The organism is Micromonospora sp. WMMA2032 (assembly GCF_002688545.1).
In the GTDB taxonomy this organism is placed as follows: domain Bacteria; phylum Actinomycetota; class Actinomycetes; order Mycobacteriales; family Micromonosporaceae; genus Micromonospora; species Micromonospora sediminicola.
Genome location: NZ_CP024052.1, coordinates 185,215 through 210,096, shown reverse-complemented (window position 1 = coordinate 210,096; position 24,882 = coordinate 185,215). Strand labels below are relative to the sequence as shown.

General features: G+C 73.7%; 18 protein-coding genes. 2 read left to right on the top strand and 16 right to left on the bottom strand.

The window, feature by feature from the left end:
• Positions 1–8 precede the first annotated feature (8 nt).
• The 9 genes from CO540_RS00910 to CO540_RS00870 all read right to left on the bottom strand — a co-directional run bounded on the left by CO540_RS00910 (position 9) and on the right by CO540_RS00870 (position 11,357).
• The gene (locus CO540_RS00910; protein ID WP_099160474.1) at positions 9–2,519 is read right to left on the bottom strand and encodes a hypothetical protein; all 2,511 of its coding nucleotides are present in this window, start codon (positions 2,517–2,519) and stop codon (positions 9–11) included.
• Positions 2,516–3,205 carry an N-acetylmannosamine-6-phosphate 2-epimerase gene (locus CO540_RS00905; protein ID WP_099160472.1) on the bottom strand — a complete coding sequence of 230 codons (690 nt, stop codon included), beginning with the start codon at positions 3,203–3,205 and terminating at the stop codon, positions 2,516–2,518. Before CO540_RS00905 ends, CO540_RS00910 begins: the two co-directional genes overlap by 4 nt.
• A complete protein-coding gene (locus CO540_RS00900) occupies positions 3,202–4,872 on the bottom strand; it encodes an FAD-dependent oxidoreductase (RefSeq protein ID WP_172967770.1) in 1,671 nt (556 codons plus the stop codon). The genes CO540_RS00905 and CO540_RS00900 overlap by 4 nt, the downstream gene beginning before the upstream one ends.
• Positions 4,869–6,338 (bottom strand): DUF4127 family protein, encoded by a 1,470-nt coding sequence (locus tag CO540_RS00895; protein ID WP_099160468.1) that lies wholly within the window; start codon positions 6,336–6,338, stop codon positions 4,869–4,871. The genes CO540_RS00900 and CO540_RS00895 overlap by 4 nt, the downstream gene beginning before the upstream one ends.
• Positions 6,335–7,249, bottom strand: a complete 915-nt coding sequence (locus CO540_RS00890; RefSeq protein ID WP_099160466.1) for an ROK family protein — start codon at positions 7,247–7,249, stop codon at positions 6,335–6,337. The genes CO540_RS00895 and CO540_RS00890 overlap by 4 nt, the downstream gene beginning before the upstream one ends.
• Positions 7,246–7,977 carry a GntR family transcriptional regulator gene (locus CO540_RS00885; protein WP_099160464.1) on the bottom strand — a complete coding sequence of 244 codons (732 nt, stop codon included), beginning with the start codon at positions 7,975–7,977 and terminating at the stop codon, positions 7,246–7,248. Before CO540_RS00885 ends, CO540_RS00890 begins: the two co-directional genes overlap by 4 nt.
• Positions 7,974–9,098, bottom strand: a complete 1,125-nt coding sequence (locus CO540_RS00880) for a carbohydrate ABC transporter permease (protein WP_253866320.1) — start codon at positions 9,096–9,098, stop codon at positions 7,974–7,976. The genes CO540_RS00885 and CO540_RS00880 overlap by 4 nt, the downstream gene beginning before the upstream one ends.
• Positions 9,095–9,979, bottom strand: a complete 885-nt coding sequence (locus tag CO540_RS00875) for a carbohydrate ABC transporter permease (protein WP_216642321.1) — start codon at positions 9,977–9,979, stop codon at positions 9,095–9,097. Before CO540_RS00875 ends, CO540_RS00880 begins: the two co-directional genes overlap by 4 nt.
• A gap of 67 nt (positions 9,980–10,046) precedes the next feature.
• Positions 10,047–11,357, bottom strand: coding sequence for a sugar ABC transporter substrate-binding protein (locus CO540_RS00870; protein WP_099160462.1), 1,311 nt, complete (start codon positions 11,355–11,357; stop codon positions 10,047–10,049).
• A gap of 168 nt (positions 11,358–11,525) precedes the next feature.
• On the opposite strand from CO540_RS00870, the gene CO540_RS31115 reads away from it, so the two are divergent.
• Complete coding sequence (locus tag CO540_RS31115; RefSeq protein ID WP_157779033.1) at positions 11,526–13,934, top strand: family 10 glycosylhydrolase; 2,409 nt, start codon at positions 11,526–11,528, stop codon at positions 13,932–13,934.
• Between the two features lie 56 nt (positions 13,935–13,990).
• On the opposite strand, the gene CO540_RS00860 is transcribed toward CO540_RS31115, so the two are convergent.
• Positions 13,991–14,926 carry a peptidoglycan-binding protein gene (locus tag CO540_RS00860; RefSeq protein ID WP_099160458.1) on the bottom strand — a complete coding sequence of 312 codons (936 nt, stop codon included), beginning with the start codon at positions 14,924–14,926 and terminating at the stop codon, positions 13,991–13,993.
• Positions 14,927–15,131: 205 nt separating this feature from the next.
• On the opposite strand from CO540_RS00860, the gene CO540_RS00855 reads away from it, so the two are divergent.
• Positions 15,132–16,073: an acyltransferase domain-containing protein gene (locus CO540_RS00855; protein ID WP_099160456.1), complete on the top strand. Its 942-nt coding sequence runs from the start codon at positions 15,132–15,134 to the stop codon at positions 16,071–16,073.
• A gap of 6 nt (positions 16,074–16,079) precedes the next feature.
• Here the strand turns inward: CO540_RS00855 and CO540_RS00850 are convergent, their stop codons facing one another.
• From CO540_RS00850 to CO540_RS00825, 6 genes are all read right to left on the bottom strand, one after another.
• Positions 16,080–17,069 (bottom strand): LacI family DNA-binding transcriptional regulator, encoded by a 990-nt coding sequence (locus CO540_RS00850; RefSeq protein WP_172967769.1) that lies wholly within the window; start codon positions 17,067–17,069, stop codon positions 16,080–16,082.
• A gap of 319 nt (positions 17,070–17,388) precedes the next feature.
• Positions 17,389–19,446 carry an RICIN domain-containing protein gene (locus CO540_RS00845; protein ID WP_099160454.1) on the bottom strand — a complete coding sequence of 686 codons (2,058 nt, stop codon included), beginning with the start codon at positions 19,444–19,446 and terminating at the stop codon, positions 17,389–17,391.
• Positions 19,447–19,715: 269 nt separating this feature from the next.
• Entirely contained in the window at positions 19,716–21,218 is a 1,503-nt protein-coding gene (gene araA, locus CO540_RS00840) for an L-arabinose isomerase (RefSeq protein WP_099160453.1), read from the bottom strand.
• Between the two features lie 26 nt (positions 21,219–21,244).
• A complete protein-coding gene (gene yjfF, locus CO540_RS00835; protein ID WP_099160451.1) occupies positions 21,245–22,237 on the bottom strand; it encodes a galactofuranose ABC transporter, permease protein YjfF in 993 nt (330 codons plus the stop codon).
• Positions 22,234–23,304, bottom strand: a complete 1,071-nt coding sequence (locus CO540_RS00830) for an ABC transporter permease (protein ID WP_099160449.1) — start codon at positions 23,302–23,304, stop codon at positions 22,234–22,236. The genes yjfF and CO540_RS00830 overlap by 4 nt, the downstream gene beginning before the upstream one ends.
• The gene (locus CO540_RS00825) at positions 23,301–24,845 is read right to left on the bottom strand and encodes a sugar ABC transporter ATP-binding protein (protein ID WP_099160447.1); all 1,545 of its coding nucleotides are present in this window, start codon (positions 24,843–24,845) and stop codon (positions 23,301–23,303) included. The genes CO540_RS00830 and CO540_RS00825 overlap by 4 nt, the downstream gene beginning before the upstream one ends.
• Positions 24,846–24,882 lie beyond the last annotated feature (37 nt).

Here is a 24,882-nt window from a genome sequence, read left to right as displayed (position 1 = left end):
CCGGGGAGTCAGCCGGTGACGCGGAAGCTGCGCGTCGCGAACGGGCCGAGGGTGATCCCGTCGCCGACCACCGCAGCGCCCACCGGCCGCTCCGCGAGGTCGCACTCGACGGGCGTGCCGGCGAGCCCCGACACCGTCGCCACGACCGACGCGGACGTCGGGTTGACCAGCCGCAGCACCGCGCCGTCGCCGTCCTCGGCCGGCTTGTACGCCGACACCTGCGCGCCGTCCACGCCCAGGCCCGGGGTCGCGACCGGCGCCACCGCACCGGGGCGCAGCTGCCAGGCCCGCAGCGGGGCGCGCCGGTGCGCCGCCGCCGTGGTGACCGTGGACTCGCCGTCGTCGAGGCGTACCCCGATCGCGGCGGTGATCCGCCGCCGGCACTGCGCCTCCGGTGTGGGCAGCTGGGGTCCGGCGCCGGCGGTGCGGGCCCGCAGGTCGGGCCGGGACAACCAGCCGACCGCGCGCAGCACCGTCACGGCCAGGGACGGCCGCTCCCCCGCGATGCCCTGCACCTCGGGCAGCCCCGGCGCGAGGACCGCCAGACCCGGCAGGGTGGCCAGCGAGCGGACCGGCGCGACGCCCGCGTCGGCCTCGTACCCGCGCTGTTCGGGCAGCGGGCCGAGCGCCGCCTTGAGCGGGCGGGTGAGCAGGCTGAAGTGGGCGTCCGCGGTCCAGTCGGTGGCCGGCGCGTCGGTCGGGAAGTGGGCCTGGAGCCGGTGGTCGTCGGCGGTGTTGTCGAACTCCAGCCGCCAGTCCAGCTCCGGCACCCCGGCCCAGAGCGTGGCGGTGACGGTCAGCGACAGCACCACCCGCTCGGTCGACCGGGCGCTCCGGTCGGCGGTGAGGCCGGCCGGGACGTCCAGGTCGGCGCGGACCACGAGGCGGGAGGCGGCCGGACCGTCGTGCACCCACGCCTCGCGCACGACCGGCGTGACCGTCTCGTCGCGGCGGGGCGGGTCGTAGGTGTAGGTGTCGCCGGCGTCGCCGACGTCGACGAGGCGGCCCAGCCCGGGCAGGGTGCGGCCGGTGGCCGAGTCGGTCAGGGTGAACGACGCGTCCTCGGCGACGGTCAACGTCCAGTCGCCCCGGGTCACCGAACGGCCCGGGACGCCGGCCGGCACGGCGGCCGGAGCACCGGGGACGACCGTCGCGGTGTAGCCGGTCCAGCCGCCGGCCGGGGCGTCGGCGACGAACGCGACGCGGTGCCGCAGCGTGTCCCGGGTGTCCGGCAGGATGTCCAGGTCGGCGCAGAACAACGGCGTCGGCTCGGTCTCCCGCAGCTCGAACGGCACCGGCGCGCCGTCGGCGTCGACCAGCCCGGCCAGGGTGTGCCCGGGCGCGGTGTGCACGTCCACCACGACCGGGCCGGTCACCGGTGCGGCGTGCGGGTTCACCACCACCAGGGCGGCGGCCTCGGTCACCGGGTCACCGGCGAGCCGGGTGTCCAGCCCGAGGTCCAGCAGGGCGCGTTCGACCAGGTGCTCGCCGGCCTGTCGGGCCCGGTCGAAGCGCACCTCGTTCTCCCGGTGCACCTCGTCCACCGAGCAGCCGCAGATCGAGTCGTGCGGGGCGTTCTGGAGCAGCTCGTCCCAGGCGTGCCGGAGCAGGCCGACCGCGTGGGCGCGGCCGGCGCGTACGGTCAGCGGCTCCGCCCACGCCTCCAGCAGCGTCTCGGCGGCGGCGTTGGCCTGCTTGAGATAGAGCCGGGTGGACAGCGTGCCGGCCAGCACGAACGTCAACCAGTCGCCCGGGTGGCGCAGCTCACCGGTGACCACCCGTTCCGCCGGCACCGCGTCGCGGATCGCGGCGAAGTACCCGGCCAGCGTGCTCTCCACCGCCGCGCCGTCGGCCAGGCCCGCGGGCAACGGCCGCGGCGCCAGGTGGTCGCCGCCGTTGAGCAGCAGGTACGGCCCGTCGGCGTCCCGGCCGGCCTGCCTGTCGCGGAACGCAGCGAGCCGGTCGGCGGCGGAGGCCGCGTCCCACAGCACCTCCGGCTCGTAGTAGCCCTGGTTGACCGCGAGCACCTCGGAGCCGTCCGGGGCGCGCCAGCGGAACCGGGCCAGGTGCGGGGGCGCGCCCCGCCAGACCAGCGCGGTGTCCAGACCGAAGCCGCGCAGCACCCGGGGCAGGTCGGCGGGGTGGCCGAAGGCGTCCGGGCAGTAGCCGACGTCGGCGAGCGTCAGCCCCAGGTCGGCGGCGACCCGGCGGGCCGCGAGCAGGTTGCGGACCAGGTTCTCGCCGGAGACGAGCTGGTTGTCCGCGAGCACGTGCCACGGCCCCACGTGCAGCCGGCCGGCGGCGGCGTGGGCCCGGATCCGGTCGGCGAGGTCCGGGCGGACGGCGAGCGCGTCCAGGGCGGTGACGGTCTGCCCGTCGAGGTGGAACCGGCGCAGCTCGCCGGCGTCGAGCTGGTCGCACACCCGGGCGACGAGTTCGGCGAGGCGGGCCCGGAAGGACTCCATCGGCCGGTACCACTCGCGGTCCCAGTGGGTGTGGCTGACGACGTGCACGGTCATGACATCTCCCGGCTGGTGACGAGCGCGGCGGCGAAGCGGGCGGTGACGACGGCGGGCCGGGTGATGGCGGTGCCGACCACCACGGCGTGTGCGCCGTGGTGCAGGGCGGCGGCGGCCTCGTCGGGGGTGTTGATCCGGCCCTCGGCGACGACCGGCACCGGGAGCGTGGCGACGAGCGTGCCGATCAGCTCCAGGTCCGGGTCGTGCGGCACCGCGCCGCCGGTGTAGCCGGAGAGCGTGGTGCCGACCAGGTCCACCCCGGCGGCGACGGCGGCGTGACCGTCGGCGGCGTCCGCCACGTCCGCCATCACCAGCACCCGGGGGTGCCGCCGCCGCAGCCCGGCCACGGTCTCGGCCAGCGTGAGCCCGTCCGGGCGGGGCCGCCGGGTGCCGTCGAGCGCGACGATCTGCACACCGGTGGCGGCCACCGCCTCGGCATGCGCCAACGTCGGGGTGATGTAGACGCCCTCGACGCCGTCCTTGACCAGCCCGATCAAGGGGGTGTCGGGCAGCGCCGCGCGCAGCGCCCGCAGGTCACGCAGCCCTTGGGCGCGGATGCCGACCGCGCCGCCGTGCAACGCGGAACGGGCCAGCGCCACCATGTGCGCCGGGTCGTCGAGCGGTTCACCGGGATCGGCCTGGCAGGAGACGACCAGCCGGCCACGGATCGCGTCGAGCACGGTCATCGGACGATGTCCTCCATCAGGGCGCCGAGGGCGCGATCGGGGTCCACGAGGGACGGGTCGGCGCCCAGCGACCGGGCGGCCCGGCGCAGCGCGGCCAGGTCCTCCGGTCCGGGCGGCCGGTCGGGTTCCACCGCCAGGTCGGCGGCCCGCTCCCCCTCCACCGCCCCGTGGGCGGCGGCCAGGTGCACGGCGGCGAAGCGCGGGTCGTCCGGTGGCACGTCGGCCACCCAGGCCAGCGGTACGCCGGCGGCGACCAGGTCGCGCTGCACCGCGAGCAGGAACGCCGGGTCGTCGCGGACGACGCCCACCGGCCGGGCGTCCAGGGCGGCCCGGGCGGCGAGGGCCCCGGCCGCCTCACCGACCGCCCACTCACCGTGGTGCACCCGGTACGCGGCGGCGGCGACCTGGGTGGCGCCGAGGTTCTTGGCGGCGGCCAGCAGGTTGACCGCGCCGCGGGGGACGAGCGCGTCGGCCGGAACGGTGAACGGCGCGGTCTCCCGGTAGACCGGATCCGGGTGGCCGGTGCGTTCGTGCAGGTCGACGTGGTACCAGGTGACGCCGAGTGAGCCGGCCAGGTGCCGCGCCCGGGCCCGTCCGGGCACGGGGGCGAGGTCGTGCCCGGTGACCGGCCGCTCGACCACGATCCGCCGTGACTCGCGCAGGTACGGCGCCTCGGCGAAGCCGTCGGCCGTGCCGGCGGCCTCCGGGGCCAGGCGCAGCCCGGGGAAGCCCCGGCCACCGTCCTCGCGGGGCGCCTCGGTGCGTAGCCAGTGCACGAACGCGGCGGTCAGCTCACGGCCGGCCCGCTCGGCGCCCGCCGGGTCACCGATCGGGTCGTACCCGGCGCAGTCGTTGGACGCCCAGTTGAGCACCGCGAGCTCCGGCGCGGTGGCGCGCAGCCGGCGGTAGGTCCAGAACGGCGGCCGTCCGTCCGGGCCGTCGGTGAACATCCGGTACCGGTGCACGCCGCCGTCCCAGCCGGCGATGTCGAAGGAGAGCCGGTGCCGCAGCTCGGCGTAGCGGGCGGGCGCGGGGCCGGTGAAGTCCGCGCCGGGGTGGTGCTCCACCAGCGCGCACCAGGTGAACGACTGTTGGGCGGCGGGGTCGGGGCCGCCGGGCACGGCATCCGGCTCACCGTGCGCGTCGCGGCCCTCCGAGCCGGTGACGGTGGCGAACCCGGCGAGCGGGGCCAGGTCGCCACGCTCGGTGGCGTCGCAGAAGACGGCGGCGGCCAGCACGGTGCCGTCGGTCAGCGTCACGTCGTGGATCCGGCCGCCCTCGGCCCGCGCCGCGACCGGGGACCGGCCGGTCAGCACCGTCACCTTCGCCTCGGCCAGGGTCGCGTCCAGCACCCGCCCGGCGACGGCCGGCTCGAAGCAGAGCCGGCTCACCCAGCCGCCGCCCGGGTTCGCCGTGCCGCCGTAGTGGGCGCGGACGGCGTCGCGGAACGCCCGGTAGCCGGCGGAGGCGCCGAAGCTCTCGATGTGCGGGTGTTCGTCCAACGCGGGCAGCGCCTGGGTGGTGACCTGACCGCCGACCCGGGAGAACTCCTCGACGAGGACCACCGTGGCGCCGGCGCGGGCGGCGGCGAGCGCGGCGGCCACCCCGCCGAGCCCGCCGCCGACCACGGCCACGTCGGCGGTCACTGTCGGTTCGGGAGTGCTCACCGGTCTTCCTCCACAGTGAAGTCGATCTCGTAGGTGCGGTGCCACGGCAGGCTCACCGAGCCGGCGGCGACGGCGAAGCCCGGCACCGCGTCGAGGTGCCGCCACCGTTCGCGCAGCAGCTGTTCGATCCGGTCGGTCACCCGCGCGGTCTCCTCGTCCGGCACGTGGTCGTGCCGGGTCGGGTCGGTGCCGCGTTCGCGGCGCAGCCGGGGCCGGGCGTACGACATCCACACGTGGTCGTCGACCAGGCGGTGGGCGAGCAGCCGGCGGGAGGCGGACCGGTCGAGGGTGCCGGCGGCCCGTCCGACCTCATACGCCACCAGCGTGGCGAGCGCGCTGCCGACGGTGTTGCCGGCGGTGTTCCAGCCGGCGAAGCCGGCCAGCCGGGCATACGTGCCGTCGGCGGCCAACTCGGCCACCAGCCGGGGATCGGCGCCGTTGCCCACCGCGCAGTCGGCCAGGGCGACCGGCCGGCCCTCGGCGAGCAGCCGGCGGACCAGGGCGGCGGTGCGCGCGGCCGGCCCGGGGTCGGTGTCGGCCGGCGGGGCGGTCGCCCAGTCGGCGTCGCCGGGTTGCGGCGGGTGCACCACGAGCACCGCGTCGGCGGCGGCGTGGTCCGCCACGGCGGCCCCGGCCGCTGCGGCCTGGCTGGCGATCCCGACGCCGACCGGCACCGGTTCGTAGCGGGCCACCCGGTCCAGCCCGTCCGGATCGGCGCAGGCGACCGCGATCCGGGGCGCGTGACCGGCGGCCGTGGCGAGCGCGCGGGCCACGAGCACCGCGCCGATCTCGTCGGCGCCCGGGTGCGCGAGCACCCGGTCGGTCAGCTCCAGCCAGGACGTCCAGGTCCGCAGCCACTGCCACTCGGCGGTGCCGACCGCGGCGACGGCGGTGTCGTCCGCGCCGACGACGAGGGTGTCCAGCACGCCCTCGGCGGCGAGCCCGAGCGCGGCCTGGTTGAGCACGTGGTTGCGCTGCCGGCGGCGCAGGAAGTCGCGGCGGATCGCCGCCGGCACGGCGGTGACGGGCAGCTCGGCGCCGCCGATCCCCCGGTGCAGCGCGGCCGAGTACGCGTGCAACGCGCGGCCGTGCCGGGCCCAGTAGTCGGGTTCCTCGCCGGCGTCGTCCGCGTCGGGGGTGCGTTGCACGACGGTGGCGGCGTAGACCGGCGCGGGGCCCTGGCGCAGGGCGGCCCAGCGGCCGAGCACGGCGGTGACCGGGTCGTCGCGCAGCCGGGAGGCGATCAGCCCGCCGAGGCCCAGCGTCTCCAGCGCGACCACCGTGGCGTCGGCCCGGCGGCCGGCGAGCCAGCGCGCCAACCCGTCCGGGTCGCCGGGCCGCCGCTGGGCCGGCAGCAGGTCGGCCGGTGGAACCTGGACGCGCGCGCCGGCGACGGCGGCGACCAGGGCGGGCAGCGACCGGCAGACCGGCCGGTCGTCCAGCGGTACGAGCGCGATGTCGATCATCGGCGGACCCTGCCCTCCTCGATCGTCCGCAGGGCGGCCTCGGCGGCGCCGACCAGCGCGGCGTCCGCGCCGAGCGCGGCCGGAACGAGCGGCACCGGGCCGAGCACCGGCATGCAGGCGGCGACGAAGGCCGGGCCGGCGGCGGCCAGGACCTCGGGTACGGCGGCGCCACCGCCGACCACGATCCGGTCCGGGTCGAGGGCGTTGGCCAGGCCGGCGAGGGCGGTGCCGAGCGCGGCGCCCGCCTCGGCCAGGACGGCCCGTGCCGCGTCGTCGCCGGCCCGGGCCCGTCGCACCACCTCGGGCAGGTCGACCTGGTCGCCGGTGCGCTCGGCGTACCGCGCGGCGACGGCCGGGCCGGCGGCGACCGCCTCGACGTGCCCGGTCGCGCCGCACGGGCAGGGGCGGCCGACCGCCTGCGGCACGGGCAGGTGGCCGAGGTGCCCGGCGGCGCCCGATCGACCGCTGAGCAGCATCCCGGCGACGTGCACGCCGCCGCCGATGCCGGTGCCGACCGCCACCCCGATCACGGTGGGCAGCCCGCGGCCGGCGCCGTGCACGGCCTCGCCGAGCGTGAACGCCTGGACGTCGTTGAGCACCGCGCCGGGCAGGCCGAGGCGGTCCCGGACGGCGCCCGGCACGTCCACCCGGGACCAGTCGCTGATCGACGAGGTGGCGGCGGTGAGCAGGCCGGTCGCCGGGTCGACCAGGCCGGGGGCGCCGACGCCCACGGCCACCGGCGCGGCGCCGAGCGAGCGGACCAGCGCGGCGGCCCGGTCCAGGACGGCGGCGGCGCCGTCGCGGGCCGGCGTCGGGGCCTGGGTACGGGCCAGCACGGCGCCGGCCCGCACCAGCGCGGCGGCGGTCTTGGTGCCGCCGATGTCCACGGCGGCCAGGAGCGGGGCGGTCACGACGTCCTTCGGGTCACGGTGATGCGGAAGTCGTACCGGTCCGCGCGGTAGATGCTCTCGGCCCGCTCGACCGCGACGCCGGTGCCGTCGTAGGTGGTCCGGTCCACCCGCAGCGCGGGCGAGTAGGGCGCCACACCGAGCAGCGCGGCCTGGTCGGCGTCGACCACCGTCGCGGAGATCACCTGGTCGGCGTGGTGCGGCCGGACACCGCGCTCGGCGAGCACGTCGTAGAGGGAGCCGGAGACCAGCCCGGCGTCGAGGTCACCGACCCGCTCGGTCGGCAGCCACACCTCCTCGACGCACATGGGCAGGCCGTCGGCGAGCCGGAGCCGGCGTACGTGGGCCACCTCGGCGCCGGGGGACAGCGACAGCTCCCGGGCCACGGCCACGCCGGCCGGGACGAGCGTGAGGTCGAGCAGGCGGGAGTCCGGGGTGAGCCGGCGGCTGCGCATGTCCTCGCTGAACGAGGTCAGGGCGAGGGACTTGGAGATGGTGGCCGGGTCGGCCACGAACGTGCCGGCGCCCTGGGCGCGGTAGACCAGGCCCTCCTCCTCCAGCCGGCCGACGGCCTGCCGGACGGTCGCCCGGCTGACCCCGAACCGGGCGACGAGTTCCCGCTCGCTGGGCAGCGGGTCGTGCGGACGCAACGCCTCGCCGATCTCGGCGCGCAACGCGGTGTACAGCGCCTCGTGCTTCCAGGCGGTCTTGTTGCCGCTGGTGGTGGTCACCCCTTCACCCCTCCCTCTCCGATGCCACGGAAGAACATCCGCTGCAGGGCGAAGAAGACCGCGAGCAGCGGAACGACCGCGATCATCGTGCCAGCGGCGACCACCCGCTGGTCGTTGGTGAAGGTGCCGGACAGGTACTGCAGGCCCACGGTGAGGGTGAAGTTGTCGGGGTTCTTCAGCACGATGAGCGGCCAGAGGAAGTCGTCCCAGGCGAACAGGAAGCTGAACACGCCGACCACCGCCAACGAGCCGCGCACGCTGGGCAGCGCGACCCGCCAGAACCGGGCCCACTCCCCCGCGCCGTCGATCGCGGCGGCCTCCTCGGTCTCCCGCGGCAGGGCCAGGAACGCGGTGCGCATGACCAGGATGGACAGGCCGCTGACCGCGCCGGGCAGCAGCACACCGAGCAGGGTGTCGACCAGGCCGAGGCTGCGCACGGTGAGGAAGACGTTCACCATGATCACCTCGAACGGTACGACCAGCGAGGCGAGCAGGGCGGCGAAGACCGCGCCCCGTCCGCGGAAGCGCATCCGGGCCAGCGCGTAGCCGGCCATGGCGCCGAGCAGGCAGTTGGTCACGACGCTGGCGAACGCCACGATCGCCGAGTTGCCGATGTAGCGCCAGACCGGGATGACCTCGGTGACCTTGCCGAAGTTGCCCAGCGTGGGGTGGGCCGGCAGCAGCGTGGTGTCCGGGCCGTAGATCGGTTCGCCGGTGCTCTTGAGCGCGGTGGAGAGCTGCCAGAGGAACGGCCCGACCAGCAGCACGGTCATCAGCAGCAGGAGGAGGTACCGCAGGGCCGGCCCGGCGAACCGGCCCGCTCCGGCGGATCGCCGGGTGGGCCGTGCGGCCCGCGGCCCGGCCGTGGCGCGCCGCTCGGTGCGTTCGCTCATGCCGAGCCGACCGGGCATGCCCTCACGGCCCTCGCTCCGCTCGGTGCGTTCGCTCATGCCGAGCCGACCGGGCATGCCCTCACGGCCCTCGCTCCGCTCGGTGCGTTCGCTCATGCCGAGCCGACCGGGCATGCCCTCACGGCCCTCGCTCCGCTCGGTGCGTTCGCTCATGCCGAGCCGACCGGGCATGCCCTCACGGCCCTCGCTCCGCTCGGTGCGTTCGCTCATGCCTCGTTCCTCTCGCTGCGTCGGCGCAGCACCAGCGCCAGGACGGAGAGGCCGAGGGTGCCGACGAAGAGCGTCAGGCTCATCGCGGAGGCGTACCCGATCTCACCGTCGACGCCGAGACCGACCTCGCGGATGTAGTAGACGATCGACTTGGCCTGCCCACCGGGTCCGGCGGTGCCGGAGGACATCACGTAGATCTCGGCGAAGACCTTGGTCGCGGAGATCGCCGCGAGCGTGCCGACCAGCAACATGGTGGGGCGGACGGTCGGCACGGTGACCGAGCGGAACCGGCGGACCGCGCCGGCGCCGTCGACCCGGGCCGCCTCGTAGAGCTCGTTCGGCACGTTGGACAGGGCGGCCAGGTAGATGACCATGTAGTAGCCGAGGCCCTTCCAGACCGTCACCAGCATGCAGGCGAACAGCAGCAGGGTGGCGTCGGTGAGGAAGGGCAGCGGCTCGGCGACCACCCGCAGCTTCACGAGTACGGCGTTGACCAGGCCGTCGGAGGAGAGCAGCCAGCTCCAGATCAGGCCGACCACGACCATCGAGGCGATGACGGGGGTGTAGAACACCGCCCGGAACGCACCGATGCCGGGCAGCTTGGCGTGCACCAGCTGGGCGAGCAGCAGCGGCAGCAGCACCAGCGCGGGCACCACGACGACCAGGTAGAGCGCGGTGTTGCCGAGCGCCCGGAAGAACTCGGTGTCGTCGGCCAGCCGGGTGAAGTTGGCCAGCCCGGTGAACTGCCCCCCGCCGAGCGCCTGCGCGTCGGTGAACGCCAGCACGCCGGTGTTGGCGAGCGGCCCCCACGTCATCAGTGCGGTGACGAGCAGCGCGGGAGTGAGGAACAGCCAGGGCACGTACCAGCGACGGCCGATCACGTCGGTGAGCTCCTGTCGTGGAGGGGAGGGTGGCGCCGCCCGGCCGGAGCCGGGCGGCGCCGGCGGGTCAGCGGGCGAGCAGCTTGTTGGCCTCGTCCACGGCCTGGTCCAGAGCGGCCTTCGGGTCGAGGTCGCCCTTGACGGCGAGCTGCACCTTGCCGATCACCAGGGCCTTGGTGCGGTCGTCCCACTGCACCGGGGTGAGGTTCTGCGCCTTGGCGATCTGCTCGGCCGAGATCCGGCGGGCCTGCGCGGTCGGGTCGGCGGCGTCCACCTGGGTGAAGTACGGGTCCTTGAGCGAGTCCGAGGTGGACGGCAGGATCGTCACGATCTTGGCGAAGGCGAGCTGGTTCTCCGCGTTGCTGACGAACTTGGCGAACTCCAGCGCGGTGGCCGGATTCTTGCTCTTCTTCGGCACGAGCAGGCCCATCACCGACATGTTGGTGGTGCCGTCGGCGCTGGCGATCTGCGGCGCGACCCCGGTGGCCTTGGCGACGGCCGGGGCGTTCTGGCCGACGACCTTGAGGAAGTTCGGCCCGGACGGGAACAGCGCCACCCGTCCGGCCGAGTACGCCTCGGTCTCCTTGGCGTGGTCCTGGGTCAGCCAGTCCGGCGCGATCGCCTTGCTGGCGTAGAGGTCACGCAGCCGGGTGACGTACTGGACCGCCTCGGGGGTGTTGAAGGTCCACTTGCTGGCGTCGTCGTTGAGCAGCGGGACGCCCAGCTTCGCCAGGTTCGGCACGAACGTGTTCTCCAGCGCCGGGTGCCAGCCGTAGAAGCGGCCCTTGCCGGCGGTGGAGATCTTCTCGGCCTGGGTGAGCAGTTCGTCGATGGTCTTCGGCGGGGCGGCGTCGGGCATCCCGGCCTGAGCGAAGAGGTCCTTGTTGTACATGGTGATCTCGCTGGTGAGATACCACGGCAGGCCGTACGAGCCGGCCTGCCCGGGGACCTTGAACGCGTCCCACGCGCCGGGGACGAAGGAGTCCTTGACGTCGGCGGCGTTGGTCTCCATGTCCACGAAGACGCCCTGCTTCTCCAGCTTCTGGGCGAAGTTCGGGTTCAGGTTGACCACGTCGGGCAGGGTGCCCGCCTGGGCGTCGTTGGTGATCTTCTCCTGGGCGCCCTGGAACGGCAGGTCGACCCAGGTCACGTTGGTGCCCGGGTGCTGCGCCTCGAACTTCTCGATCAGACCGTTGATGTAGTCGTCGAAGGTGGGCTTCAGGGCCAGCGTGGCGAACGTGATGTCGCCCTTGACCTCACCGTTGATCGGGTCGTTCGAGCCGCCGGCGCCGGCGTCGTCGCCGCTGGACAGGCCGCAGCCGCTGAGGAAGAACGCGGCGGCCACTGCGGCCGCGGCGAAGGCGCGGGTACGCCTCATGAGGGTCCTCCATGCGTGGGGGATGAGTGGTACGGACCAGTTGCCGGAGACACTGGACCACGATCACCGCCGCGTCAAGCCCCAGCTCGCCTTTTGCGCCCCGTGTCCGGTTTGTTTATCCGATTGAAGCCTTGACTTGTCCGTACCAGTGACCACACGATGGGCCGCATGCCTACCCCCACTCCCCTACGCCGGGCCACCGCCGGCGGGGCGGCCGGCGTGGTCCTGCTCGGGCTGCTGACCGCTCCCGCCACCGCCGCCCCGCCCACCGCCGAGTCCGGCGCGCCCACCGTCGTGGCCGCCGACGGCGCCACCGCCACGATCGACGCCATCGATCCGTCGTCGCGCGCCGCCGGCGTGCTCGCCCTCTACACCCCCGACTCGGGGGCCGAGACGAAGACCAACGCCTTCGGCGGCGAGGCGGTGCTGCGCGCCGCCGGCGGCGGGGCGTACGACGTGGTCAGCGTCTGCACCGCGCTCGACTCCTGCCCGAAGCCCGGCAACAACGCCATCCCGGCCGACGGCGCCGTGCTGTCCGCCTCGCCACCCGAGGCCGGTGGCGCCGACGACCGACGGTGGCTGCGCGACCGGCTGCGCCCCGGTGACCGGGTGCAGCTGCGCAACCTGCTGATCCGGCGGGCCACGACCACCGCCGACGCCACCGACCCGACCGCCACCACCAACCCGGCCGGCGTCGACCCGGCCAAGGGCGAGTGCTTCCCGGGGTGCCGCGGCGCGGAGCAACTCGTCGTCTACACCCCCGCCGCCGGTCGGGAGCGCACCGGAACCAACGACTTCGGCTACGAGATCACCGTCCGCGACGGCCGGGTGGTCGCCCGTCAGGGCGGCGACAGCGCGGTGCCCGCCGACGGCTACGTGCTGTCCGGGCACGGCTCCCGGGGTTCCTGGCTGGAGGGGAACGCCCCGCTCGGCGCCCGCGTGGCCGTCGACGGCGACACCGTCACGGTGGACGTCGACGCGGAGAGCTTCCTGCTCGGCGCGGAACGCGCCGTGTCCGCGGCGCGCCAGGCCGGCCAGGCCGCGCGGACGAGCTGCCTGGAGTTCGACCCGGCCGCCGTGGACACCGCGCTCGCCGAGGCCGCGGGCCTGCTGGGCCGGGCCCGCGACGCCGCCGCCGCCGAGCCGGAACGCGCCGCGGAACTGGCCCGCGACGCCGCCCGCCGCGCCGACGTGGCCGGTTACCGGGCCCGCGAGTCCCGTCCGGTGGAGGGCCGTGGCCTCTGGGTCCGCCCGATCGAGACCAGCCCGGAGCAGATCCGCGCCACGGTGGAGCGGATCTCCGCGGCCGGGTTCAACATGGTGTTCCTCGAGACGGTCTGGGGTGGCTACACCATCTACCCGAGCCCGGTCGCCGAGCGGGCCGGCATGCCCGCGCAGCGGCCCGAGATGCGCGGCTTCGACCCGCTGAAGGTCTGGATCGCCGAGGCGCACGCCCGGGGCATCGAGCTGCACGCCTGGACGCACACCTTCTTCGTCGGCGTCGAGTCCGGCGGTGGACCGGTGCTCACCGCGCACCCCGAGTGGGCGGCGGTGGAGCGCGAGGACGTCGGCAAGGCCGGCCCGCAGCCGTCCCGGATGGAGCCCGGTTACTACTGGATGGACGCGGCGGTCCCGGCGGTACGCGCGCACGTGCTCGCCACGTTCGAGGAGATCCTGCGCGGCTACGGCGTGGACGGTCTGCACCTGGACTACATCCGCTACCCGGTCTCCCTGCCCTACGGCGCGGACTTCTCCTACTCCGCGTACAGCCGCGCGACGTTCGCGGCGGAGCACGGCGTGGACCCGTACACGCTGAACCCCGAATCACCGCAGTGGCCCACCTGGAACGCCTGGCGGGAGAAGCAGGTCACCACGTTCGTCGACCAGGTCCGCACGATGCAGCGGCGGGTCGCCGGCGACCGGAAGCTCTCCGCCGCCGTGTTCGCCGACCCGACCGACGGGCTGGCCAAGAAGTTCCAGAACTGGGGCGCCTGGGTCGACGCCGGCACGCTGGACTTCCTCACCGGCATGTCCTTCGGCACCTCCGCGGACTCGGTGGGGCACGACACCGCCGTGATGCGCCGCCGGGTCGGCGACGTGCCGCTCTACACCGCCACCTACGGCCCGCTGCGGGGGTCGTCCCCCGATCTGATGCTCGACCAGGTGCAGGCGGTGAACGACGCGGACTCCGACGGCGCGGCGCTGTTCGCGTACAACCAACTCAACGCCCGGCAGCAGGAGGCCCTGCGGGAAGGCACGTTCCGGACCGCGGCGACGGTCCCGCACGCCGACTACCGGGCCGCCGCCCGCGCCGGGACGGCGTCGCTGCGGGAGGCGCTACGGCTGGCCACGGCCTGCGCGCCGGGCGCCACCACGGCCGGGGTCCGGCTCCGGCTCGCCACTGCCGAACGGCTGCTGGCCGACGGGTTGTCCGCCCGTTCGGCCGACGCCGCCGCGCGGCAGCTGCGCAGGGCGGCGACCGTCGCCGCCGGTTGGGGGGACGGCGTTCCGCCGGAGCTGACCCGGCGCACCGTCCGTGACCTGACCATGTACGCCCGCTGGGCGGAGCTCGCCTGAGCCGCGGGCGGCGCGGGACGACCTGTCCAGGGTCGCCCGCGCCGCCCCGGCCCCCGTCAGTAGGTGCAGCCGGTCGACGGGAGGGTGCCCGGGGCCGGCACGGCCGACCCGTCGTAGAGGGCCAGCAGGAGATTCTGCGGGCAGCGGTTCGCGCCGCCGACCCGTACCTCCAGGTGCAGGTGCGGGCCGGTGGAGTTGCCGGTGGAGCCGGTGTAGCCGATGACCTGGCCGGCGACGACCCGCGCCCCGTCGGCCACCGCCCGGGAGGACAGGTGGCAGTACAGGTAGTAGGTGCCGTCGTCGGCGGTGATGCCGATGCCGTAGCCGCACCCACCGCCGGCGTGGCCGACCGTGCCGGCGGTGATCGCGTACGTCGTCACGCCGCTGTTGGTGGGCAGGTCGATCGCCGGATAGTCGTGGTGCGGGTCGTCGTACTCGGTGCGCGGCAGCACCGAGCGCCCGATGACCAGGGCGTAGGTGCCTCCACCACCACCGTCCCCGAGGAGCCACTGCCAGGTGGTCGCGCCGACGGTGGCGCCGCCGGTGAGCCCTCTGGTGGTCTTGAAGCTGGTGACGGCATTGGTGGTGGCCGCGCCCCAGGCGCCGTCGACGGTGAGGCCGTAGCCGTACTTGTTGAGCGCGGTCTGCAGTGCCCGTACGGCGTTGTTGTTGGCGCCGGCGTCCAGGGTCACCACGAGGCGGGCCCAGGTCAGGGAACCGACGATCCCGTCGGCGGTGAGCCCGTTGGCGGCCTGGAACGTCCGTACCGCGGTGGTGGTCCCGGCCGTGAAGGCGCCGTCCACGGTCAGGGTCCCGCCGTGGTGGCGGAGCAGGAACTGGGCCGACGCGACATTCGGACCGGACGTGCCGCCGCTCAACGTCGGCCAGGCGGGCGTGGCCGCCTGCGCGGCGGTCGGGCCCGTCAGCACCCCGGCGATGGTCAACGCCAGGGCGGCGAGCACTCCGGCCACGCGTCGAAGGGGAATCCTCATCTGCACTCCTCACACCTGGGCCACCCGGGGAACCGCCGCGAACTCATCGATACGCGTCAGTCGATGTGAAGGATATGCTCATCGATGGGAGTCAGTTCCGCAAGTATTCTTCACGACCCTGCGGCGACGTCCACCACGCGCACCGGCACGCCGGCCCCGGATCGGGCCTGTCGCCGCGCCCCCGCCGGTCGGTAGGGTCGCTCACGTGGATCTCGACGACACCGCGGCGCGGCTCGGGGTTCCGGTCGACGAGGTCGACCGCGTGCACCGGCTCGCCGCCGACCACCCGTCGGCGCCGTTGCCCGCGCGGGCCGACGCGCCCGCCCTGCTGGACCGCCTCGCGGTGCCGCCGGACGACGCCGCCGAGATCCTGGCCGGCTGGCCCGACCCGGGTTCCCCACTGTGGACCCCGGAGCTGCGCTGGCTGCTCGACCGCTCGACCGCGATGGTCCGCGCCGACCTCGGTGGCCACGAGTGGCTGCCGCCCGGTCCGGCGCTACCGCGCGACCGGGGCCCGGCCTGGCGGCACCTCTACGTCTACGCGTACCTGGCCCTGGTGGAGGTCGTGCGCGGCTACCACCGGGACCACGGCCTGCCCGACGCCGTGTCCTGGGCGACACTGGCCGACCTGGGCCGCAACCTGGCCGTCGACCGGCGGATGGACGGCGAGGGCTGGCCGGTCATGCAGAGCTGGCTGACGCTGCACACCCGCGGCGGTCTCTACGAGCTGGGCCGGCTCCAGCACCAGCGCGGCGAGACCATCGGCCTGCACATCCCCGACGCGGGGCCGCTGACCCCGCAGGCGGTCACGGCGTCGCTCGACGAGGCCCGCGCGTTCTTCCCGCGCCACTTCCCGGACGAGCGGCACACGGAGTTCTCCTGCGGCTCGTGGCTGCTCGACCCGCAACTGCGCGAATACCTGCCGGACGACTCGAACATCATCCGCTTCCAGCGGCGGTTCGAGCTGGAGCCCTACGAGGAGCCGGAAGGGCTGGACGGCGACGTCGAGGTGCTGCGGTTCGTGTTCCGCACGCTGAGCACGCCGCTCGACGAACTGCCGCGCCGCACCGTGCTCCAGCGCGCGGTCGTCGAGCACCTCCGCGCCGGCCGCCACTGGCAGTGGCGGCGTGGCCGCTTCCCGATCTGACCCGGCTCAGCGTCGCGGCGGTGGACCCACGCTGCGTCGCGGGATCAGCGTCGGCGCGATGGTCTGGCGCAACGGGCCGACGCCGGCCGACTCGATCTGCGCCAGCAGCAGGTCGAGGCTGGCCCCGGCGACCGCGGCGAAGTCGGGGCGCACGGTGGTCAGCGGCGGGATGAAGTAGGCCGCCTCGGGCACGTCGTCGAACCCGACCACGCTGATGTCGTCCGGCACCCGCCGGCCGTGCTCGTGCAGCGCGCGGAGCACCCCGAGCGCGAGGTGGTCGTTGGCGGTGAAGACGGCGGTGACCTCGGGCATGCGGGCCAGCATCTGCCCGGACCGGTAGCCGGCGGCGGCGGACCAGTCGGCCGGGACCAGCGGCGGTATCTCGGCGCCGGCCAACTGCAGGGCCTCGCGCCAGCCCTCGATCCGGCCGGCGCTGTCGAACCAGTCCGACGGGCCGGAGACGTGCCAGACCGTGCGGTGCCCGGCGTCGAGGAGGTGCTGGGTGGCGGCCCGGGCGCCGGCGACCTGGTCGACCGTCACCAGCGGGATCGGTCGACGCGGGTCGCCGTCGACGGTCACCAGCGGCACGTCCTGGGGAAGCCGCTCCAGCGCCTCCCCGGCCGACTCGACCGGCGCGATCACCACGATGCCCGCCACCCGGTGGGCCAGGTGCCGTTCCACCGCCGCGGAGATGGAGCGGTGGTCCAGGTCGCTCACGCTGCCGACGCTGACCGCGAAACCGGCCTCGGCGGCGGTCTGCTCCAGCGCGGCCAGCAGGGAGGCCGGCCCGTAGAGGGTGGTGTTCTGCGCGACCACGCCGATCACCTGGGACCGGCCGGTGACCAGCGCGCGGGCGGCGCGGTTGGGCCGGTAGCCGAGTTCGGTGATGGCCGCCTGGACCCGGAGCCGGGTCTGCTCGCGCACGTTGGGATGCCCGTTGAGGACCCGGGACACCGTCTGGTGCGACACCCCGGCGAGGCGAGCCACGTCCGTCATCGCAGGACCGCGCACGGCCACCTCACTTTCCGACAGCCCGCGGTGGCCGAACCCGGTCGATCTCGACCGGACCGGCCCGGGTGGCGACAGTCTACGCCAGCCGTTCCCGCCGGAACGGCACCGTCGGGCCCGCGTCCGGGCGCCGGCCACCGAATGCCACGGAATCGTCCACGGCCCCATTCCCCTCCTCCGGTCGGGACCGCGAAATCCCAGCTCCGCGCCGGTGCATTGGGCCCGGGGTGAGGCTTTTCCGATGATTACCGGAACCCCACCCCGGGCAATTCGCAGATATGTCAACGGTCGTAAATGGTGACCGTTGTCACGGGGTCGTCAACGAGAACTGGCGTACGGTCACCGCGCCACCGAGTGATTGCGTGGCGTAGTTGAAGATGCCGAAGCGGTATCCCATGAAGAACTGCCACGCGTTGTTGAGCGTCAACGCGTTGCCCAACGGGACGAAGGTGACCCCGTCGGTGCTGTAGGAGAACCGTGCCTGCCGGCCGGAGCCGGGCCGGATGTCGGCGTTGGCCCGCAACCAGATCCGCCCGCCGGAGACCGGGGCGCCGGCGATCTCGGTCCCGGTGGAGGTGGTGTTCCAGTTGTCGGATCCCATGGTCAGGCCGTTGGTCATCACCACCCGGGTGGCGCCGTTGTCCCGCCGGACCCCGATCCACGCCGAGCTGTCGCGCAGCATCGCGAGCCCGGCCCGGTCGCCGTCGCGCATGCCCGAGTAGTCCAGCTCCACGGTCCCGGTGGAGGTCGGGCCCTGGATCCGGTGGGTCAGCGTGTTGCGGGCCCGGTAGAGGTCGGTGGTCACGGTGGCGGTCTGCAACCGCAGGCCGTTGTTCACCGACCAGCGGCTGTTGTCCGGGTTGTGGTTCCACTCGTACTGCACGCCGAGCGTGCTGCCGGCGAAGGTGTCGGTGCCGGTGAGCGGCTTGACCGGGCGCAGCGGCAGCGGGTTGGGATAGCTCGCGCCCCAGGCCCCGTTGACGGTCTGCACCTGCGGCCACCCGTCGGCGGTCCAGGTGATCGGCGCCAGCGTCGGCATCCGGCCGCCCGGGTACGCGTCGGTGAAGGCCATGTAGTACCAGGAGCCGTTCTGCGTCTGCACGAGCCCGCCCTGGTGCGGCACGCCCCCGCCGGAGATCGGACCGGGCAGGTTGAGCAGCACCTGCCGCTGCTCGTAGGGGCCGAACGGGCCGTTGGTGGACTTGAGCACGTACTGGCCGTTGGCCGGCCGGGTGAGCCAGATGTAGTAGGCGCCGTTGCGCTTGTAGAAGCGGGCCCCCTCCAGCGTGCCGATGCTCGACGGCGTCTGGTAGACCTGCTGGGCCCGCACCTGGCTGCGCCCGTCGGCGGACAGCTGCGCCACGCTGATCGTGCCGTTGCCGTACGCCACGTACATCGTGTCGTTGTCGTCGATCAGCATCCCGGCGTCGTAGTAGCAGTTCGGGATGGTGGTCAGCCGACTCCAGGCGCCGTCGACCGCGTCGGCGGTGTAGATGTGGGTCTGGGCGAAGTCGACGCACCCGGCCCAGTAGTAGGTCCGGTTGCTCGGCCGGTAGTTCAACGTCGACGCCCAGATGCCGTCCACGTACGCGTGCGCGCCGTTGGTCAGGTCGTACTTCGCGCCGAAGTCGAGCCGGGGGACGGAGTGCCCGGCGAACTCCCAGTTCACCAGGTCCCAGGAGCGCAGCACGGGCGCGCCCGGCGAGTAGTGCATGGTCGAGGCGGACATGTAGTAGACGTCCCCGACCCGGATGATGTCGACGTCGGCGAAGTCCTGCCAGACGGCCGGGTTGGTGAACGTGCCGCCCGGGTTCGGGTTGCCGCCGTCCCCGACACGCACCAGCTGCCACTGCTGGTTCGCGCCGTTCCAGTCGTCGTACTGCACGATGTTGCCGCCGTCGGTCGTGGCGGCGTTCTGCACCTCCACGACCTTGTTCGAGTTGCGGTTGACCAGCCGCACGTAGCCGCTGTCCGAGTCCGCCAGCCGGAACTGCTGGTTGGTCCCGTTGTGGTCGGACCACTGCACCACGGCCGTACCGTTGGCGGTCGAGGCGCCGGTCACGTCCAGCACCTTGCCCGAGTGCCGCGACCGGATCCGGTACCAGCCGCCACCGGAGTCCACGAACTGCCACTGCTGCCAGGCCCCGTCGTTGCGCGACCACTGGGTGATCCGCGCCCCGTCGTTCGTGGCCTGGTTGTACAGGTCCAGCGCCTTGCCGCTGTTGCGGTTCACCAGCACGTACCACGCGCCGGTGTCCACCGTCGCGGCCGACGCCGGCACCGGCGCCACCGTCACCAGCGCGCCGCCGACCAGCATCGCCGCCAACCCCGCCAGGAGCCGGGCCAACCGACCTCTGCTCACCATGACTCTCCTTCGTCGACCGGTTCCGGGGCGGGACGACGCACGGCGGCACCGCCCATGTGATCGCTAACAGCCGTCCGCGCCGGAAGGGAGTCGGATCTCCGCACAGCTGCGGCGCGGTCTCGGCCCGGAACGGTCCGCGCGCGACGTCGACGACCCGACACATCGACTGTGAGCGATAACATGACGTTCGTCAAGGCGTGACCCGGCGGACACATCCGGGTGGCGGGCCCCGGCCCGGGACCCGCCACCCGGCGTGCCGCCGGCGCGCCTCAGAACCCCCGGGCTAGCCGGTAGTACGCCTGGTTCCAGCGCAGCTCGTCGGCGAACCGGTGCGGCGCCGTGTCGGCGTCGATGACGACCAGCTCGGTGCGGGCCATCGCCGCCAGGTCGCGCAGCTCCTCCACCCCCACGGCCTGGGAGAGCACGGTGTGGTGCGGGGCGCCCGCGGTGATCCACGCCTCCGCCGAGCCGGCCAGGTCGGGGCGCGGCCGCCAGACCGCCCGGGCCACCGGCAACCGGCGCAGCGGGTGCGGCGGCGGCACCACGTCCACCTCGTTGGCGACCAGCCGGAACCGCTCCCCCATGTCGGCCATGCCGAGCACGACGGCCGGGCCGGACGCCGCGTCGAACACCAACCGGACCGGATCCTCCCGCCCGCCGATGCTCAGCGGGTGCACCTCCGCCGTGGGCACGTCGGCGGCGATGCTGGGACAGACCTCCAGCATGTGCGCGCCGAGGACCAGTTCCTGGCCGAACGTCAGGTCGTAGGTGTAGTCCTCCATGAACGACGTGCCGCCGTCGACGCCGACGGCCATCGCCTTCAGCGTCCGCACCAGCACGGAGGTCTTCCAGTCGCCCTCGCCGCCGAAGCCGTACCCGTCGGCCATCAGCCGCTGCACCGCGATGCCCGGGAGCTGACGCAGCCCGCCCAGGTCCTCGAAGTTGGTGGTGAAGGCGCGGAACCCGCCCTCGTCGAGGAACGCCCGCAGGCCCAGCTCCTGACGGGCGGCATAGCGCAGCGAGTCGTGCCGGGCGCCGCCGGGCCGCAGGTCGGCGTCCACCCGGTAGGTGTCGTCGTACTCCTTGACCAGGTCGTCCACCTGCGCGTCGGCGACCTGGTCGACGGCCGCGACCAGGTCGTTCACCCCGTAGGTGTTGACCGAGACGCCGAACCGCAGCTCCGCCTCGACCTTGTCCCCCTCGGTCACCGCGACGTCGCGCATGTTGTCGCCGAAGCGGGCCAACCGCAACGACCGCACCGCCGACCAGCCGACGGCGGCGCGGGCCCAGGCCGCGACCCGTCCGACCACCCGCGGGTCGGTGACGTGCCCGGCGACGGTCTTGCGGGCCACCCCGAGCCGGGTCTGGATGTAGCCGAACTCGCGGTCGCCGTGCGCGGCCTGGTTCAGGTTCATGAAGTCCATGTCGATGGTGTCCCAGGGCAGCGCCACGTTCGCCTGGGTGTGCAGGTGCAGCAGCGGCGTCCGCAGCGCGTCCAGGCCGGCGATCCACATCTTCGCCGGGGAGAACGTGTGCATCCAGGCGATCACCCCGACCGCGCCCCGCACGGCCGCGTCCCGGCAGACGGCGAGGATGTCCGTGCCGGAGGTCAGGACCGGCTTCCAGACCACGCGTACGGGGATGTCCGGCGACTCGTCCAGGCACGCGGCGATCTGCCGGGACTGCTCGGCGACCTGCCGCAGGGTGTCCTCGCCGTAGAGGCCCTGGCTGCCGGTGAGGAACCAGACCTCGGGCTGGGGGTGAGTTGCCATGTTGTTGCCTTCCGCGCTAGGAACCGTCACTTGAACCGGATGCCGATGAGGCGCTGGAGGAGGATGAACGCGAACAGCAGGCCGCCGATCACGATCTTGGTCCACCAGGAGTTGAGGCTGCCGTCGAACGTGATCAGGGTCTGGATCACGCCCAGCACCAGCACGCCGAGGACGGTGCCGAAGACGTATCCGGAGCCGCCGGTGAGCACGGTGCCGCCGATCACGACGGCGGCGATCACGTCCAGTTCCATGCCGACGGCGATCAGCGGCGCGCCGGACAGCGTGTAGAACGACAGCAGGATGCCGCCGATGGCCGAGCAGAGCCCGCTGATGGTGTAGACGGCGATCCGGGTCCGCGCCACCGGCAGGCCCATCAGCAGCGCCGACTGCGCGTTGCCGCCGACGGCGTACACGTTGCGGCCGAACCGGGTGTAGGCCAGCACGTACGCCGCCACCAGGACCACCGCGAACGCGATCAGCACGCTGATCGACACGAAGTTGCCGGCCGGGTTCCCGATGCGCTGCTGCGACATGCCGGTCCAGAAGCCGTCGGTGATGGAGATCGAGGCGCCGCTGATGAACGTGCACATGCCCCGGGCGAAGAACATCCCGGCGAGCGTGACGATGAACGGTTGGATGTCGAAGAAGTGGATCGCGCAGCCCATCAGGAAGCCCAGCGTCGGTCCGATCAGCAGCGCGATGACCAGGACCAGGGCCGCCGGCATGCCGTCGCGCAGCAGGGCGGCCGACACCATGGCGGTCATGGCGACCACCGAGCCGACGGAGAGGTCGATGCCGCCGGTGAGGATCACGAAGGTCATGCCGACCGCGACGACGAGCACGAAGCCGTTGTCGATGAAGACGTTGAAGACGACCTGGACGTTGGAGAAGGCGCGGTACTGGGACACCCCGATGCCGTACATGACCAGCAGCAGGGCCAGCGTGGCCAGGACCGGGACGTGCCGCCGGGGCAGGCCGGGCCGCCAGGACCGGGCGACGGTCGACGACGTGCTGCTCATGCCGGCACCTGCTCCTTCTCCCGTTGGGGCGCCGTCGGGCCGGGTTCGACGCCACGGCGTCGGCGACGGAACCGGGCCCGGAACGCCGGGGCCTGCACGAGGCAGACCGCGATGACGACGACGGCCTTGAACAGCAGCGACGTCTGGGGTGAGATGTTCATGGCGTACACCGTGGTGGTCAGGGTCTGGATGATCAGCGCGCCCAGGACGGTGCCGCCGAGCGAGAACCGGCCGCCGGCCAGCGAGGTGCCGCCGATCACCACCGCGAGGATCGCGTCGAGTTCGATCCACAGGCCGGCGGCGTTGCCGTCCGCGCTGGACACGTTCGCGGTGACCATGAAGCCGGCGAGCGCGGCGCAGGCGGCGCTGACCACGTAGACCAGGAAGATGATCCGCCGGGACCGGATGCCGGCGAGCCGGCTCGCCTCGGCGTTGCCGCCCACCGACTCGACGATCAGCCCGAGCGCGGTGCGCCGGGTGAACGCGGCCACCAGCAGCGCCGCGGCCAGGGCGATCAGGACGGCCAGCGGCAGGGTGAGGAGGTGTCCGAGCCCGATCGCCCGGTACGGGCCGGAGTTGATCGTGATGATCTGCCCCTCGGTGACCAGCTGGGCGATCCCCCGCCCGGCCACCATGAGGATCAGCGTGGCGATGATGGGTTGGATGCCGATGACGGCGACCAGCACCCCGTTCCAGGCGCCGAGCACCAACGCGGCCCCGAAGGCCAGGGCCAGCGCGGTGAGCACTGTGGACGGGCTGTCCGGGTCGGCCGCCCGGCTGATGTGCAGGCAGGCGATCGCCCCGCTGATGGCGCAGAGCGAGCCGACGGACAGGTCGATGCCGCCGGTGGCGATGACGAGGGTCATGCCGAGCGCGACCAGGATCAGCGGCGCGCTCAACCGGAGGATGTCGACCGGCGTGCCGTACAGGTGGCCGTTCTTGACCTCCACGGCGAGGAAGCCGGGTCGGTAGACGGTGTTCGCGGCGATCATGACCACGAGCACGAGGGCCGGCCAGAACAGACGGTGGCCGGTCACCGGGCGGAGGCGGTCGGCGACGGTGGTCATCGGGTCACCTCCTCCCTCGGGGTTCCGCTGGCGATGGTGCGCATGACGCGGTCGGCGTCGAGCGAGTCGTCGTTGGTGAGCTGGGCGACCATCTCGCGGTCCCGCATGACCGCGACCCGGTGGCTCAGGCGCAGCACCTCCTCCAGCTCGGCGGAGATGAACAGCACCGCCATGCCGCCGTCGGAGAGCTGCACCACCAACTTCTGGATCTCGGCCTTGGCCCCGACGTCGATGCCGCGGGTGGGCTCGTCCAGGATGAGCAGGCGCGGCTCGGTGATCAGCCAGCGCGCCAGCAGCACCTTCTGCTGGTTGCCGCCGGAGAGGTTGCGCACCGGCAGCTCCGGGTTCGCCGGCCGGATGCTGAGCGCCTCGACGTACCGGCGGACCAGCTCGTCCTGCCGGCGGCGCGGAACCGGACGCAGCCAGCCACGCGCGGCCTGCATCGCCAGGATCATGTTCTCCCGGACCGACAGCTCCGGCACGATGCCCTCCGCGCGGCGGTTCTCCGAGCAGAAGCCGATGCCCTGTTCGATGGCCTGGACCGGGGTACGCAGCGGCGAGCGGCCCCCGTCGAGGCGGACCTGGCCGTGGTCGGCGCGGTCGGCGCCGAAGAGCAGGCGGGCGACCTCGGTGCGGCCGGAGCCGAGCAGGCCGGCCAGGCCGACCACCTCACCGGCCTCGATGCGCAGGCTGAACGGGGCGACCGCGCCCCGCCGCCCCAGCTCCACGGCGTCCACCAGCGGGTCCGCCCCGGCGGGGGCGACGGTGGCGCGCTTCTGCTGCTCGTCGAGCCGTTCCAGCACGTCGAGTTCCTGGCCGATCATCTTCTCGACCAGGCTGAACTGGGGCAGCTCCTCGGTGCGGTACTCCCCCACCAGGGTCCCGTTGCGCAGCACGGTGATCCGGTCGGCGATGCCGTAGACCTGGTCCAGGAAGTGGGTGACGAACAGGATGGCGATCCCCTCGTCGCGCAGCTGTCGCATGATCCGGAACAGTTGCGCGACCTCGCCCGCGTCGAGGCTGGAGGTCGGCTCGTCGAGGATGAGCACCCGCGCCCGCACGTCGATCGCCCGGGCGATCGCCACCATCTGCTGCACGGCCAGCGAGTACGTGCCGAGCTGCGCGGTGACGTCGAGGTCGAGGTCGAGCCGGGCCAGCAGCTCGCGGGCGCGCCGGCGCATCTCGCCCCAGCGCACGGCGCCGAGGCGGCGCGGCTCCCGGCCGATGAAGACGTTCTCCGCCACCGACAGGTTCGTGCAGAGGTTGACCTCCTGGTAGACGGTGCTCACGCCGGCCGCGGCGGCCTGCATCGGCCCGCTGAAGGAGACCTGCTCACCGGCGAGCGTGACGACGCCCGCGTCGGTGCCGTAGACGCCGGTCAACACCTTGATCAGGGTCGACTTGCCGGCGCCGTTCTCGCCCATCAGGGCGTGGACCTCGCCCGGGAACAGCCGGAAGTCGACGTCGTGCAGCGCGCGAACCCCGGGGAAGGTCTTGCTGATGCCGGTCATGGTCAGGACCGGACGGTCACCCGTACCCATCGGACCTCTTCTTCGACGGTGGTGGCGCGGGGGTCGC